Origin of the sequence: Mesorhizobium onobrychidis (assembly GCF_024707545.1) — a bacterium.
GTDB classification, from domain to species: domain Bacteria; phylum Pseudomonadota; class Alphaproteobacteria; order Rhizobiales; family Rhizobiaceae; genus Mesorhizobium; species Mesorhizobium onobrychidis.
Map to the genome: position 1 here is coordinate 3,390,800 of NZ_CP062229.1, position 15,175 is coordinate 3,405,974.

Annotated in this window: 12 protein-coding genes and 1 pseudogene; 5 read left to right on the top strand and 8 right to left on the bottom strand. The window is 61.9% G+C overall.

Annotated features, from left to right (window positions below):
* The first annotated feature begins 54 nt into the window (after window positions 1-54).
* Together IHQ72_RS16860 and IHQ72_RS16865 are read left to right on the top strand one after the other, a co-directional pair.
* Window positions 55-1,434 carry a serine hydrolase domain-containing protein gene (locus IHQ72_RS16860; protein WP_258123465.1) on the top strand — a complete coding sequence of 460 codons (1,380 nt, stop codon included), beginning with the start codon at window positions 55-57 and terminating at the stop codon, window positions 1,432-1,434.
* Window positions 1,435-1,454: 20 nt separating this feature from the next.
* Window positions 1,455-1,775 carry a hypothetical protein gene (locus IHQ72_RS16865; protein ID WP_258123466.1) on the top strand — a complete coding sequence of 107 codons (321 nt, stop codon included), beginning with the start codon at window positions 1,455-1,457 and terminating at the stop codon, window positions 1,773-1,775.
* Here IHQ72_RS16865 and IHQ72_RS16870 read toward each other — a convergent pair.
* The 7 genes and pseudogenes from IHQ72_RS16870 to IHQ72_RS16900 form a co-directional block, all read right to left on the bottom strand.
* Window positions 1,762-2,166 (bottom strand): annotated as a pseudogene (locus tag IHQ72_RS16870) (class I SAM-dependent methyltransferase); the annotation flags it as partial. The gene IHQ72_RS16865 and the pseudogene IHQ72_RS16870 overlap by 14 nt on opposite strands.
* 183 nt (window positions 2,167-2,349) lie before the next feature.
* A protein-coding gene (locus tag IHQ72_RS16875; protein WP_143744659.1) for an IS630 family transposase occupies window positions 2,350-3,296 on the bottom strand; the annotation gives its coding sequence in 2 pieces (ribosomal slippage) (window positions 2,350-2,955 and window positions 2,958-3,296; 945 coding nt in all).
* Window positions 3,297-3,493: 197 nt separating this feature from the next.
* On the bottom strand, window positions 3,494-4,699 hold the full coding sequence (locus tag IHQ72_RS16880) for a M14 family metallopeptidase (protein ID WP_258123467.1): 1,206 nt from the start codon (window positions 4,697-4,699) through the stop codon (window positions 3,494-3,496).
* A 103-nt stretch (window positions 4,700-4,802) separates the two neighbouring features.
* Window positions 4,803-6,455 (bottom strand): alpha/beta hydrolase, encoded by a 1,653-nt coding sequence (locus tag IHQ72_RS16885; RefSeq protein ID WP_258123468.1) that lies wholly within the window; start codon window positions 6,453-6,455, stop codon window positions 4,803-4,805.
* 423 nt (window positions 6,456-6,878) lie between these two features.
* Window positions 6,879-7,565: a class I SAM-dependent methyltransferase gene (locus tag IHQ72_RS16890; protein ID WP_258123469.1), complete on the bottom strand. Its 687-nt coding sequence runs from the start codon at window positions 7,563-7,565 to the stop codon at window positions 6,879-6,881.
* A complete protein-coding gene (locus tag IHQ72_RS16895) occupies window positions 7,562-8,860 on the bottom strand; it encodes a BtaA family protein (RefSeq protein WP_258123470.1) in 1,299 nt (432 codons plus the stop codon). Before IHQ72_RS16895 ends, IHQ72_RS16890 begins: the two co-directional genes overlap by 4 nt.
* Before the next feature lie 32 nt (window positions 8,861-8,892).
* Window positions 8,893-12,810, bottom strand: coding sequence for a hydantoinase B/oxoprolinase family protein (locus IHQ72_RS16900; RefSeq protein WP_258123471.1), 3,918 nt, complete (start codon window positions 12,808-12,810; stop codon window positions 8,893-8,895).
* Between the two features lie 178 nt (window positions 12,811-12,988).
* On the opposite strand from IHQ72_RS16900, the gene IHQ72_RS16905 reads away from it, so the two are divergent.
* Window positions 12,989-13,192: a hypothetical protein gene (locus IHQ72_RS16905; protein WP_258123472.1), complete on the top strand. Its 204-nt coding sequence runs from the start codon at window positions 12,989-12,991 to the stop codon at window positions 13,190-13,192.
* Between the two features lie 130 nt (window positions 13,193-13,322).
* On the opposite strand, the gene IHQ72_RS16910 is transcribed toward IHQ72_RS16905, so the two are convergent.
* On the bottom strand, window positions 13,323-13,607 hold the full coding sequence (locus IHQ72_RS16910; protein WP_258123473.1) for a hypothetical protein: 285 nt from the start codon (window positions 13,605-13,607) through the stop codon (window positions 13,323-13,325).
* Between the two features lie 45 nt (window positions 13,608-13,652).
* Here IHQ72_RS16910 and IHQ72_RS16915 point away from each other — a divergent pair, with 45 nt between their 5' ends.
* Both IHQ72_RS16915 and IHQ72_RS16920 read left to right on the top strand, forming a co-directional pair.
* A complete protein-coding gene (locus IHQ72_RS16915; protein ID WP_258123474.1) occupies window positions 13,653-14,372 on the top strand; it encodes a J domain-containing protein in 720 nt (239 codons plus the stop codon).
* Window positions 14,369-15,136 (top strand): N-acetylmuramoyl-L-alanine amidase, encoded by a 768-nt coding sequence (locus IHQ72_RS16920; RefSeq protein WP_258123475.1) that lies wholly within the window; start codon window positions 14,369-14,371, stop codon window positions 15,134-15,136. The genes IHQ72_RS16915 and IHQ72_RS16920 overlap by 4 nt, the downstream gene beginning before the upstream one ends.
* Window positions 15,137-15,175: the final 39 nt, after the last annotated feature.

Below are 15,175 nucleotides of genomic sequence, written 5' to 3' on the forward strand. Positions count from 1 at the left end.
GAAGCAATGGCGGCAAATCGATGGCATAGATAAGCGTCCGGGGGGAGTCGGAAAATGCAGATTGTTCTGAGGCTGGTGAAATGGCTGCTCGGGCTGGCGGTGCTGGCGGTCGCAGCACTCGCCGCCTGGCTTTACATCGCGCCGCCAGAACTGATCCGCGTCGGCTCGGGTTATACGGCCAAGATCGTCTGCTCGAATGTCTTTATCGCCGGACGCGATGCCGACCAGGCGCTCGCCGTCGACGTGCAGTCGCCGGGCCATCCGCTGCTCAGGCTGATGAGGGTCTCCGTCGACAAGGAGCAGGGCACGGTTTGGGCGGGGCTGTTCGGCGTGTTCGGCAAGAGCGTCGCGGTCATTCGAGACGGGCTCGGCTGTGCTTCGGTTCCGGATGGCGACATCGCCACGGCCAAAGCAGTCGCCGGGCCGGCGCTGACACCGGCGCCGCCGCTCGATGCACTCTGGCCGGAGGGCGACAAGGTCGATGCCTCGCAGAACCCCGAAATCGCGAACATCCTCGACGATCCTGCAATGACCGGCGCCGGTATGCGGGCGGTGGTGGTGGTCAAGAACGGCCGCCTCATCGCCGAGCGCTATGGAAACGGCTTTTCCGAGAAGACGCCGCTGCTTGGCTGGTCGATGACCAAGACGGTAAATGCCGCGATCGTCGGCACGGTGGTGAAGGACGGCAAGATGGTGATGACGAACCAGGGCCTGTTCGGACCCTGGAAAGCGGACGGCCGCGCCGCCATCAGCCTCGCCGACATGATGGCGATGTCGAGCGGGCTGGAGTTCAACGAGGATTATGGCGACGTCACCGACGTAACGCGGATGCTCTACCTCGAGCCTGATATGGCGGGCTTTGCCGGATCCAAGTCGCTGACCGGCGAGGTGGGCAAAATGTTTGCCTATTCGAGCGGCACGGCAGTGATGCTGTCGCGGCTCTGGCAGGATGCGATCGGCGATAAGGACGAGGCGCTGGCGTGGCCACGGGTCGCCCTGTTCAATCCACTCGGCATGCAGAGCGCGGTGCTCGAGGCCGACAAGCACGGCACCTTCGTCGGTTCGTCCTATCTCTACGCCACGGCGCGCGACTGGGCGCGCTTCGGCCAGTTCCTGCTGCAGGACGGCGTCTGGAACGGCAAGGACATACTGCCGGCCGGCTTCGTCGGTTGGATGCGGGAAGCAGCACCCGCCACGAAAGTCTATGGCAAGGGCCAGTTGTGGATCGAAGGCCCGGGCGACGAGGAGAGCCCCGGCGCCGGCGTCGCTGCTGGCCTGCCTCAGGACACGTACTGGATGGAGGGGCATGACGGGCAGACGGTCGCCATCATTCCGTCCGAGAAGCTGGTGGTGGTGCGGCTCGGCCTGACGCCGGCCAAGCTCGGCTACCGGCCGCAGACGATGGTGATGGCGCTGGTAAAGGCGCTCAAATAGCTTACCGAGGGAGACCAAGGTTGGGTGTTTTAAGTATCGGCGATGACCTGCAGGTGTGGGGAGGCGGTAGACGAATAATTTATTCGATCATCGAGTATGCGATCGGCATGGTCGGTGAAAAACCTTACCTGACCATACTCAAGGAGAGCTTCGACCGCGGATACAATCACGCCGATTTGGCTGTATTGACCCGAGATGAGTTAAGCGAATTTCGGGATGCTGCAGCAAGCTATACGCGCAACATTCAGTGGAAGCGGGAAGGACTTAAAGACTGCGAAGGGTTGATGCAGGGACTTCTAGGCCTCGTCGATGCACGGCTTGCGCAACTTACGACGCATTGATGGATTTTGCGATTATTCCGAGCCAGGCATAGCCGCGGTAAAGCGTTCTGAACCGAAGGCTTGCGCTAATCCGCTCGGATTCCGATTCCAGAACGTCGCGCAGCGCTTCACGCGGCTCGACATGGAATTTCCTCAACCAGCCGCGCAGCAACCCTCGGAACCAGCGGGGCAGGGCCTCCTGCTGGCCGAAATCGACGACATGCAGCGAGCCGTCAGGTGAAAGGGCAGCGAGTGCCGCGGATACCGTCTTTTCACAGCCGGGGATCATCGACAGCGAATAGGACACGAATATGCGGTCGAAGCTAGCTAGGCCGAACAGCGCCTTCGCGTCGAAATCGGTGGCGTCGCCGCGCGCCAACGTGACACGGCCGGACAGGCCTTCACGGGCCATGGGTCAAAACTCAATCACCTGAACGACCGAGTTCGGACCCTTCTCAGACATTTGACGCCGAGAGCTGGGGCGACGCAAGTTGGGTGGGAAGCGGACGCTCCGTCGCTAGTCGTTTTTGGAGTACGGATCCTACGAGCACGGTCAGGCTCAATCTGTCGGGGCGGCCTCTAGAGCGGGATGAATTTAGGTTGGCGCATAGCCGGCCTCGATGAAGTAATTTCTGCATTCGGTTGAAGTGACAGTGCCGAGGATTTGGCCGATGGCGTCACAGACGGTCTCGACCGTTCGCTTGGCAGCCTTGCGCAGCCAATGCTTGAGCTTGGCGAAGAATTTCTCAATAGGGTTGAGGTCGGGGGAGTATTTGGGCAGCAAGAACAGCCTGGCGCCGGCCGAGCGGATGGCACGGCGCACGGCCTTGCCCTTGTGCGAACCGAGATTGTCCATGATGACGATGTCACCGGGCTTGAGGGTTGGGACGAGAACCGCATCGACATAGAGCTGGAAACGCTCGCCGTTGATCGGTCCGTCGATCAGCCATGGTGCATCGACACGGTCGTGGCGCAGTGCCGCCAAGAAGGTCATGGTCTTCCAATGACCGTGCGGCACCTTGGCCTTGATCCTCTCGCCGCGCGGCGCCCATCCTCTGAGCGGCGCCATATTGGTCTTGGTCCAGGTCTCGTCGATGAACACCAGGCGGGAAGGATCGATGCGGTCCTGATACTTTACCCACTGTGCCCGCCGGCGCGCCACATCCGGGCGATCCTGCTCACTGGCGATCAGCGTCTTTTTTTGTGACTGAGCTTCTCGGCGTGAACGAACTCCCACACCGAGCGGTAATCGACCTTCAGGCCGTGATCGCCAAGCTCGGCCACAAGACCGCGCAGTGTGAACTCCGCCGCCCGGCAGCGCCGCAGCAGCCACTCCCGATGCTCTCCGGCAATCTTCTTCGGTCTGTGCCCACCCATCTTGCCGGGTGTCAGCTTGTTCGTCTCGCGCAAGCGGCGCACCCATCGGATGACCGTGCTGATTCCAACCCCGTAGCGCTCTGCCGCCTGACGTCGCGACAGGCCCTCCTGCTCAACCGACGCTACCACCCGCGTGCGAAGATCCATCGAGTAAGGCTTGCCCATCCATGCTGGCCTCCTGACCCAGCCAGCAGGTTGAATCAGATTTGCTCGCCTTCGGGAATCCCCTTTCGATTCAGACTCAATTCATCCCGCTCTAGTCCGGCGATATCGAATTTCACCATAGAGCACCACTTCGGCGACGCGTTTGGATTGCCGCGATCGCTCGTCAGTTCACCTAAGCCGCCTCGGCAGGGTGTGAACTACTCGGGATAAGTCTCGACGCCCTCCGGCGCCCCCCTGTGGAAAAGGACAAATACCAAGGTATTGCCGGCCTCGGCCGTCGTATCGCTGCGCAGACCCGCCACCTCTCCAGCCACGCTGCTGGTGTACTCCGCAACCACCTCGCCGAAGCTGTTACGCTGAATGGCCACTTTCTGTCCGGGTCCGACCTTGTCGTTCAGCTTGACCAGATGCTCGACGAACCCGGCCTGGGTTGCCAGGATCGGGAACGCACTGTTGCCGACAAAAACATTCACGTCCTTGCCTGTGCGTCCCATTGGCTCGGCAAGGATGCCATGATGCTTGAGGACGTTCATCGTGCCTTCAACGAATAGGGGAATCATCTCAAGGTCGAGGATACGCGCAGCACCAACCTCTGGACAAAAGGATGGGATACCCGCGGCGACAAACGCGTTATGAAGGACACTTGGATACACAGGATTGTCGAAGATCTGGCCCACTGGATAAAGTTCCAGCATCGCCTTGATCTCGGGCACATCCATGTCGCCAATATTGAATGCGGAGGCATCGAATCCGGTCGTCCCGGTATGGAAGTCGATTGCGACGTCAGCGTTCGGCCGAAGGAGCCGGTTGAACAGGAGACCGGCGTGGCGGCTGGCCGCACTGGCACCGTTCTCGTTGCCGGGCCATTCCCTATTCATGTCGATCAGGTCAATGCCCCTGCCAGAATTGGGCCATCTGCGCTGCATGCTTTCCATGGCTGGACGGGACACGTCCGTGACCGCCATCACTGTGCCCGACATCTCCGCCGGATCAAGTTGGTTCATCACGGTCTGGACCGTATGCACAGAACTCATCTCGTCACCATGCACACCACTGACCAGGACAGCGCGCTTGCCCGGCTTTGCCCCCTTGGCGACCGTCACGGACACATACCAGTGCTGTCCGGTGGGCATCTGCACGCCCTGAAAATACAGAAGGTGCTTCTTGCCGGGCTCCAGGTCCTTGACGTCGAGCGCGCTGACGACTTTCTTCCCCTGGATCATATCGCCGGTATAGACCGTTGCTGATAGCGCACCCGGTGTCGGGCTAACAGATGAAGCCGCTGAGTCCTGGGCGTTCGCAGAACCAGCATTGGCCGCGAAGACGGCCGCCGCGCCTACCGAGGCAATGGATGCTACAATTAGATCCCGGCGATCGAGGCCTTTTTTAGGTTTGTCCGACATGATGGGGATCTCCTTATGTCGTGTGGAAAGCCAAAGTCGAATGCCAAATGTGTAGACTTTCGTAAGCAAACCGCTCGCATAACGCACTCGTCGCAGGCAGCGATCACATCCTGCCGCGAGCGGCAAGATACTGCTTCAATCGCGCGATCTGGTCGGCAGACCAGCCCTGCGGATCAGTCACCGCGAGCCACGCGTCGACGTAGTGTTCGGGCGCAAAGACATGACCATAGCCCATCGGCGTACTGGTCGCGACGGCCATGTCAAAGGCCAACTGTAGCATCGATACCACCGGATACCACCGCAGTTCCGGCGAGACGTCCGGGCCGCGTGGAGCGTCCATCCACTCGGGACGACGATAGAAGTCGCGATAATCGAAAAACGTAATCGCATCGCTGGCATATTGGAGGTAGACAATGCGCATGGGACCCCAAGGCGCGTCCGCCGGACCGGTCTCGCCATTCTGGTTCATGAAGCGGACGAACGAACCGTTCCGGAACCGCGGCAACCAAGCAGGCGTACCGGCATTGCGATGCTCCGTTATGCTGCGCCAAATTCTGCTCTCAAAGGGCGGACCGCTCCACAGCGCCCCTTGGACAGGGTCACCAAGTATCTCGAAAAGCTCCACCGATCTCTCGGAGTTCATCGCTCCGAGGCTCAGGCCATGCAGATAGAGTTTGGGTCGCCTGTCGTGGGGAAGCGTCGTCCAGTATTCATAGACTGCGGCAAACAAAGCCCTTGCTGCTTCCGAGCCGTATTCCGGCTCGACCAGCAACGATAGCGGGCTCGACAGATAGGAGTACTGCTGGGCAACACTCGCCACGTCGCCATTGTGGAGGTATTCAACCGTATCCATCGAGGCGGGATCGATCCAGCCACTTCCGGTAGGCGTGATGACGACCAGTACGGAGCGTTCGAAGGCCCCGACGCGCTTCGATTCCTCAAGGGCAAGTTGCGCCCTCTCTTCGGCCGTGTCGGCCGCCCGAAGCCCCACATAGACCCGGATGGGTTCGCGCGCATCCTTTTGCGTGAACGTGCTTATCTCGCTAGCGGTAGGTCCCGTCGCGATGAACTCCCGTCCTGCCCGTCCAAGTTCTTTCCAGCTGACGAGGGAAGCGGCGCTGCCGGTCTTGAGCGGAGATGTCGGCTGCGCTCGATCCGGTTCGACGAGGGCATCAAACGTTGCGAAGGACGAATCGGCGACGTAGAGCGCGTAGCGGACGAGCACGCCATTTGCGACCGCCCAGAACAGCAATATCGCGACAGTGAAACCGATCACATTCGAAACCCTGCGGGGGACGAAGCGGCCCGACCTTTCTGAAATCAAACGGGAGATGCGTTTGAAGAGCCGGGCCAGCGCGATGAGCATCAGGAACGTGACGATCGCGATGACGCAGACTTCAAGCGGATGCGCGCTCGTCACGGGTTCGAGGTGCATCAGTTGACGGATTGAATTTTGCCATTCCGCTGCCCACCATAAAAACAAGATGGCGATTGCTGCGCAAATGGCCGCGACGGCGATCTTAAGAGCAAGCAGGAACCGCTCACGCGGTTCCGGAAGCTCCATATAGGCCCACAGCCAGCGCCACGCGACTCCGATGCCGTATCCGGCGGCGAAACATGCCCCGGAGAGCACGCCCTGGGTCAGACAGGTTCGAGGAACAAGGGTCGGCGTAAGAGAAGCTACGAAGAACAGCGTGCCCACGACGAGGCCGCCAGCAGAAAGCGTGCGCCAGAACTTTGCCAGCCAGTTACGCATTTGGTCGCTTCGCTTCTCCCAGGATAGTGGTCTCGCGATGAATACGACCAGCCCATCATGGCTTGCTCTCGCGTTTTGTAGAAGGAGGGCAGGATAAATTTCCAGCTGCTCCGTCCGGCAAGTCGCAATATCTGGTTGAGTTGCATTGCGATCGCCAAAAATCCCCGTCGCTATTGGAGAGCCGATGTTTGCAAATGGCGCGACCGCAACGGGAAGCCCGAACGAGTCAAGAGGATACTCGGTTGAGCGTTGGCCTTTCGCGCCGGAAGACACAAGCGGCGTTCGCCAGGTCTAGTCTAAGCCGATTCAGAGTTCGTTCTCGTGAAGAGCGTGGCGAGGTGGACAGCAAAGTCCGCTCCTGACGCGCGAAGTTGCCCGTCTTCGACTCCGGCTCGGCCTGACCTGAATTTCAACACACCCTGACTAGCTGCGCTGCCCGACCACGGCGAGCCAGGCGTAGCCGCGATAAAGCGTTCTGAACCGAAGGCTTGCGCCATTCCGCTCGGATTCCGATTCCAGAACGTCGCGCAGCGATTCACGCGGCTCGACATGGAATTTTCTCAACCAGCCGCGCAGCAGGGTGCGGAACCAGCGCGGCAGGGCCTCCTGCTGGCCGAAATCGACGACATGCAGCGAGCCATCAGGGGAAAGGGCGGCTAGTGCCGCCGATATGGTCTTTTCCCAGCCGGGGATCATCGACAGCGAATAGGACACGAATATGCGGTCGAAACTCTCGAGCCCGAACAGCGCCTTCGCATCGAAATCGGTGGCGTCGCCGCGCGCCAGCGCAACACGGCCGGACAGGCCTTCGCGGGCAATGGCAGCAGTGGCCGTTTCCAGCATTTCGGCTGAAATATCGAGCCCGAAGAAGCGGGCGTCGGGAAAGCGGCGGGCGGCGAGGACGATGTTGCGGCCGGTGCCGCAGCCGAGTTCGAGCACGGTGCCGCCGGCCGGAACATCCAGTCCTGATATCAGCCGGTCGCGGCCGAGCAGATAGTATTTGCGGGTCAGGTCGTAGATGTGGCGCTGCCAGTGGTAGACGCCGTCCATCAGCTCGGCGTGCCCGGCCGGCGGTTCGGCGTGCCTGGCCGGCAGTTCGGTCGCGCTCATGCGGACTGCTTCACATAGAGGTGGAAGCCGCCATAGATGGCCGAACGGTCGCGGGCCGAGAATTCGCGCGAGGCTTCGTCGGCATAGCTCCACTGGTCGAGCAGCGAATTCGAGACCCGGCCAGGCAACAGGCTGGGTTCGGCTGCGGTGCGGAAAATGACGCGGGCATCAGTCGACGCGGTCCGGGTGATCTCGGCCCACAGCGCATTGAGCTGGTCGTCGGTCATCCAGTCCTGCGCGTCGAGCAGGACGAAGCGGTCGACCGAACCGGCATCCTTGCCGGCGAGAAATTCGATCAGATTGGCATGATGGATGGCGACGCGGTCGACATTGTTGCGGATCGTATTGTAGTTGCGCTTTTCGAGATAGGCAGGCAGCGCCGCCTCGCCGGGATTGGGATAGCGGCGGGCAAAAGCCTGCCAGGCGAAATAGTTGTTCTCTAGCGGAAAATCGCAGGCGAGCTTTTCGAGCCGGGCCTTCAGCACGCTGGCCATGGTGCCGTCGCCCGAGGTGATCAGCGAATCATATTGTGCCGGCGGAATGCCAAGGCCGAACAGCGAGGCTTTTCGCGATGTTGCCCATTTCAGCAGCGGTTTTTCGAAGACCGGCGCCAGCTCGTCGTCGAAGAAGCGGCGCTGGTCGGCGAGGCTTTTGGCTTCCATGATGCCGGCCGGATCGACACCGAAGAATTTGGCGGTGCGGTGACCCATGGCGATGAACAGACCGAGCAGCCCGGTCTGGTAGAAATTGCGGTCGAAGACGGCGATGCGGCGACGGAGGCGCCAGTTGCGACGCTCCCAGTAATGGCGGCTGACCGGGTCGAGATGCGGCGCGATGAAGCGGTCGTAGGCTTGCGAATTGTGACGGGTCTGGGCAGCGCCGAAGAAACGGAACAGGTCGCCCTGCGAGGGCAGATGGCGCACCGCCTCGAGCTTCATGCGGTTCAGCGCGATATGGGCGGCGTTGAGATCGACGGCGTCGATCCTTTCGGGCGCCCGGGTGAGATAGGCGAGGATGTTGCAGCCGCCCGAGGCGATGGTGACGACGCGGTGGCCCTGGCCAAGCTGCATCGCCTCCATGTCGACGTCAGGGTCTTCCCAGATCTGCGGATAGACGAGGCCGGAAAACAGCAAGGCGAAGAGCCGTTCGGAAACGCCGGCCTTTGACAGCGGGCGGTTCTGGTATACGGCCTTGCCAACTTCCTTGCCGCGGCGAAAAACCAGTTCTCCGGAAATGTCGGTCATGGCAAGGCGATTCCCCGTTTGCTTTGCCGCAAGCGGGTAGCGCAGGGTCATGACAGGCCGGTGACAAGCCTGTTGAAGCGAGCTCAGGCCTCGCCAAATCCGCCCGGCGTCGGCGTCGTCACAATGACGGCTTCACCCGCCTCCAGCACCGTCTGGTCGCAAGCCTTCAGGAGTTCGACGCGGCCATCCTTGCGGCGGACCTTGGTCGAGCCAGCCTCGCCATCGCCGCCGCCATCCAGGCCTTGCGGCGGGCGGTTGCGATGTGAGGACAGGATGGCGCATTCCATCCTTTCGAGGAAACGGATGGTGCGCTCGGTGCCGTCGCCGGCACTCCATCTGCCTTTGCCGCCGGAGCCTTCGCGGATGTGGAAATCCTCAAGCAGGACGGGAAAGCGCAATTCCAGCACTTCCGGATCGGTCAGGCGCGAATTGGTCATGTGGGTGTGGACACCCGAAGTGCCGGCAAAGCCGCGGCCGGAATTCATCCGTCCGGCCGGCGAGCCGGAGCAGATCGTCTCGTAATACTGGTAGCGCTTGTTGCCGAAGGTGAGGTTGTTCATCGTGCCTTGCGCATTGGCCATCGCTCCCATGGCGCCGAACAGCGCGTTGGTGACATGCTGCGAGGTCTCGACATTGCCGGCGACGACGGCGGCGGGGTAGGCGGGTTTCAGCATCGAGCCATCGGGGATGACGATGTTGATGGGGCGCAGACAACCGGCATTCATCGGGATCATGTCCTCCACCATGACGCGGAAGACATAGAGCACGGCGGCGCGGGCGACCGGCTCGGGGGCGTTGAAATTGTTCTTCTCGACCTTCGACGTGCCAGTGAAGTCGACCGTCGCCTCGCGCTTGTCCCGGTCGACCGATATCTTGACCTTGATTACCTGGCCGGTGTCGGTTGGATATTCGTATACGGAACTGTCGGGCAAGCGCTCCAGCACGCGGCGCACGCTCTCGGCCGCATTGTCCTGGACATGGCCCATGTAGGCTTCGACGACATCGAGGCCGAAATGCGCGACCATCTTGCGCAGCTCGGCGACGCCCTTTTCGTTAGCGGCGATCTGCGCCTTGAGGTCGGCGACGTTCTGATGCGGGTTGCGCGCGGGATAGCGATGGTCGGTAAGCAGCGTCTCCAACTCCTTCTCGCGGAAGCGGCCGCGATCGACGATGCGGAAATTGTCGAACAGCACGCCTTCCTCGTCGACGGTGGTGGCGAGCGGCGTCATCGAGCCGGGCGCCGTGCCGCCGATATCGGCATGATGGCCGCGCGAGGCGACGTAGAAGAGGATCTTTGGCGATTGGCCGATCTCCCCCCTTGTGGGGGAGATGCCCGGCAGGGCAGAAGGGGGCAACGTCGAGCGCTCAGCTTCGCCATATACCGTCTCGCCAATTGGAGGCGTTGGCGGGACAGCGCCCCCCTCTGTCGGCTTTGCCGACATCTCCCCCACAAGGGGGGAGAATGGGCGCTCTTCCTCGAAGACCGGCGTCACTACGGTGATATCAGGCAGATGCGTGCCGCCATTATAAGGCGCATTCAGTGCAAAGACGTCGCCGGGATGGATGTCGCCGGAGTTCAGCCGGATGATGGTTTCCACCGAACGGTCCATGGAACCGAGATGCACCGGCATATGCGGCGCATTGGCGACCAGCGCGCCATCACGGTCGAAGACGGCGCAGGAGAAATCCAGCCGTTCCTTGATGTTGACGGAATAGGCGGTGTTCTGCAGCGTCACGCCCATCTGTTCGGCGATCGACATGAACAGGTTGTTGAACACCTCCAGCATGACCGGATCGGCCTCGGTGCCGAGTGCCGCCTGCCGGCGCTTTTTCTCGATGCGGCGCAAGAGCACATGGTTCTTGGCGGTGATCCCGGCCTGCCAGCCCGGCTCGACGACGATGGTCTGGTTCGGTTCGATGACCAGCGCAGGGCCGGCAACCTTGTGCCCCGGTTTGAGTACCTCGCGGCGGAAGATGCCGGCGTCTCGCCAGGTGCCGTCGGCGAAGATTTTCCGACTCTGCGAAGGGCTTGCGGCGATGTCCTCAAGGACTGAATCACTTTCGTCGCGGCCAGTGCCGCCGGTGTCGATGCCTTCGACGCCGACCGATTCCACGATCATCGGCTTGTCGTCATAGACGAAGCCGAACTGCGCCTTGTGGGCCGTTTCGAAATCGCCCTTGGCGCGTGCGATAGAGCCGTGCTCGAAATTCACCGGCAGCGCGGTGTCGGTGCCGTCATAGCGGACCTGCAGCACCGGTTTCGAGGCGACGGCGTCCTCGGCGATGCCTTGTGCGGCGAGCTCGTCGATGACGGCTTTGCGCAATGTCGCGATAAGGTCGTCGATCGCCGGCCTGGAGTCTTCCGCCAGCGGTTTCAGCAGCGCCTGCTGGCGCGACGAAATAATCGAGGACAACCCAATGCCATAGGCCGACAGCAGGCCGGAGAAGGGATGGATCAGCACCGCTTCCATGCCGAGTGCGTCGGCAACGAGGCAGGCGTGCTGGCCACCGGCGCCACCAAAACAGTTCAGCAGATATTCGGTGACGTCGTAGCCGCGCTGCACGGAAATCTTCTTGATCGCGTTGGCCATGTTTTCCACGGCGATGGTGACAAACCCTTCAGCCACCGCCTCCGGTGAGCGGCCGTCGCCGATTTCGGCTGCGAGTGCTGCGAATTTCTCGCGCACGGTTTGCACGTCGAGCGGCTGGTTCTGGCCGGGTCCAAAAATGGCCGGGAAGAAATCGGGCTGCAGTTTGCCCAGCATGACGTTGGCGTCGGTGACGGCCAGCGGACCGCCGCGCCGGTACGCGGCCGGGCCGGGATTGGCGCCGGCCGAATCCGGCCCGGCGCGAAAGCGGCCGGCCTCGTAATGCAGGATCGAGCCGCCGCCGGCGGCGACGGTGTGGATGCGCATCATCGGCGCGCGGATGCGCACGCCGGCAACCTCGGTGTCGAAGGCGCGCTCATAGTCGCCATCATAATGGGCGACGTCGGTGGATGTGCCGCCCATGTCGAAGCCGATGACCTTGTCGAAACCGGCGAGTTTTGCCGTCTCGACCATGCCGACGACGCCGCCGGCCGGACCGGACAGCAACGCGTCCTTGCCCTGGAACATGTCGGCGGCGGTGAGGCCGCCCGACGACATCATGAACATGAGGCGAGGGGATTCCCTCCCCCTTGAGGGGAGGGTGGCGGCGAAGCCGCCGGGTGGGGTTGGCTCGACTGGGTTCGACGCTCTGGCGGTGCCTTCTGAGATGACCCCCTCTGGCTGCTGCGCAGCCATCTCCCCCTCAAGGGGGGAGAAAACGCCCAGTTCACCCGCCACCCTTTGCACATACCTTGCCAGGATCGGGGACAGATAGGCGTCGACCACGGTGGTGTCGCCGCGGCCAACCAGCTTGATGAGTGGCGAGACCTCGTGACTGACCGAGACTTGGCGAAACCCCAGTTTTCTGCAGACTTTTGCAACCGCTTTTTCGTGGTCGGGATATTTCCAGGCATGGATGAAGACGATCGCCACGGCGTCGATGCCGTCGGCCCTGGCCTGTTCGATGGCCGGGCGCACGGCGGCGATGTCGAGCAGCCGTTCGACGCTGCCGTCGGCGCGCACGCGCTCGTCGACCTCGATGACGCGCTCGTAGAGCTGTTCGGGAAGAATGATCTCCTTGGCGAAGATGTCGGGCCGCGCCTGATAGGCGATCCTCAGCGCGTCGCGAAATCCCCTGGTGACGAGCAGCAGCACACGGTCGCCCTTGCGCTCCAGAAGCGCGTTGGTGGCAACGGTGGTGCCCATCTTGACGTCGCCGATCAGGCTGGACGGGATCGGAGCGCCGGATTTTAATCCGAGCAGCTCGCGAATGCCCTGGATGGCGGCGTCGGCATAGGCTTCAGGATTCTCGGACAGCAGCTTGCGCGGGTGCAGCCCGCCTTCCGGGTCACGGCCGATGATATCGGTGAAGGTGCCGCCGCGGTCGATCCAGAAGTCCCATTTGGCGGTCACGGCAGCTACTCCAGGCATTTTATTGATTCAGTGTGTTAATTCGCCATGGCTTGGTGGGCAACGGCAAAAGCAGATGATGTTACATGCGGAAATGCAACGTTATGAAACTCATAGGCGCCTGATGCATTTTCTCCTCGATCGTCACCGGTAGCGGGGGCGTGATTAGAGGAGAGATGTTATGAAGAAACTCATTCTTGCGTCGGCTTCGGCGCTTGCCCTGCTTGGCGTTGCGGCTTGCAGCGACAGCGGCACGGGCGGGGACGCCACAACCACGCAGAGCACCAATCCGCCGGCGGCCGAACAGCCGATGCAGCCGGCTCCTGACGCCACGAAGCCGGCCGAGCCGGCTCCGGCAGAGCCTGCTCCTGCGCCGGCGCAGTAGTAGTTTATCGGACTGAAAATTTGAGGAAGGCCGGCATATGCCGGCCTTCCTAGCATTTGATTCAAGACACGCTTGCCTTGCGGCAGAGGGCGGCGATATCGCCACGAGCGCGAAAGCACGGTTTCGTCCGTCACTTTTTCGACCAGAAGAATGGCAAGGAGTGACGAAGGTTTGCAGCAATTGTACCTGCAGCCTGGCTGACCTCCCAGCCCGGCATTTTCCGCACCAGTTTCCCCGAGACGACACAGCCGAAGCTCGCCGCCAAGGCAGCAACAAACAGCAAGATGTCACAGGGCCTGCGGTTTCGCGCGATATGGCCGGTGTGGCTGCCGTCTGCTGGTTTTCCATGATCGACGGTTAGCGCCAGCTGCTTCAGGCGTCCCGCGAAATCGGTTGGGCCGGGGCCCTGCGGCACTGTCTTCCCTTGATAGCGGTGGCCGGTTAGCCCTAATAGGTGCTCATGTCGATTTGGGATCGCCTCGGCGAGTTCATCACGCGCGTTTCGTCCTCAACCTCGTCGGGTGTCGCCGACGTCGTCGAAGCCGTGCGGACGGTTTTCTCCGGCGATGCGGATCTGCGCCGGCGCGTCGCCTTCTCGGTGGCGATGATCGCGCTGTCGGCCAAGATGGCCAAGGCCGACGGCATCGTCACGCAGGACGAGGTGCGCGCCTTCCAGGAAATATTCGAAGTGCCGAAGGAGCAGACGCGCAATGTGGCGCGGCTCTACGATCTGGCCAAGCGCGACATCGCCGGCTTCGAGACCTATGCCGCGCGCATGGCGCAGCTTTGCGGCTCCGGCCATTCGAACTGCGCGATGCTGGAGGACATTCTCGACGGGCTGTTCCACATTGCCAAGGCTGACGGGCTGGTCCATGAGCGCGAAGGCCAGTTCCTGCATCGCATCGCTGAGATCTTCCGGATCGAGGAGGCGCATTACCAGAGCATTCTGGCGCGGCACGTCGATCTCGGCGCCGCCGATCCCTATGTCGTGCTCGGCATCGAGCGTGGGAAGCCGTTCGAGGAGGTTCGGAAGCGTTATCGCAAGCTGGTCTCGGATAATCATCCGGACCGGCTGATCGCACGCGGTCTGCCGCAGGAATTCATCAAGATCGCAACGAGCAGGATAGCGGCGATCAACGCGGCCTATGAGATGATCGAACGAGGCCTGCGGCACGCATGAGCGGCTTCCTGCCCGACGAGCCGAGCGCCGAGGTAAGGGTATCGCCGAATTTCGGCCCACGGCGCGAGGCGACCAAGCCCGACATGATCGTGCTGCACTACACCGGCATGAAGACCGGCGCCGGCGCCGAGGCGTTGCTGTGCGATCCGGCCAGCGAGGTCTCGTCGCACTATCTCGTCCATGAAGGTGGCCGAATCGTCCAGATGGTCAGGGAAAGCGACCGTGCCTGGCATGCCGGCAAGAGTTCTTGGTTCGGGCGCACCGACATCAACTCCTGTTCGGTCGGCATCGAGATCGTCAATCCGGGGCATTTGCTGGGCTATCGGAACTTTCCGAAACGGCAGATCGATGCCGTGATCGGCCTGTGCAGGGGGATCGTTCAGCGCCATTCCATTCCAGCCCAACGGGTGCTCGCCCATTCCGACGTGGCGCCGGGACGCAAGATCGATCCGGGCGAGAAATTCCCCTGGCAGGCCCTGTTCGAGGCCGGTGTCGGCCACCTCGTCGAAGCGGCACCCATCAGGCGCGGCGCGGTGCTGAAGGCCGGCGATGCGGATGCCGAGGTCGAGGCGTTGCAGTCGATGCTGGCGCTCTACGGTTATGGCGTGGAGATCTCAGGCGCTTTCGACCGGCAGACCGAAATCGTCGTCGATGCTTTTCAGCGGCATTTCCGGCAGCGTCTGGTCGATGGTGTGGCCGACGGGTCGACAATCCGCACGCTGGAAAGGCTGCTTGCTTCCGTAAGGGCAGTTTCGTCCAAGTAGTCTTTTCCTATCCGTAAAGTTACAATCTGTCACTTAAAG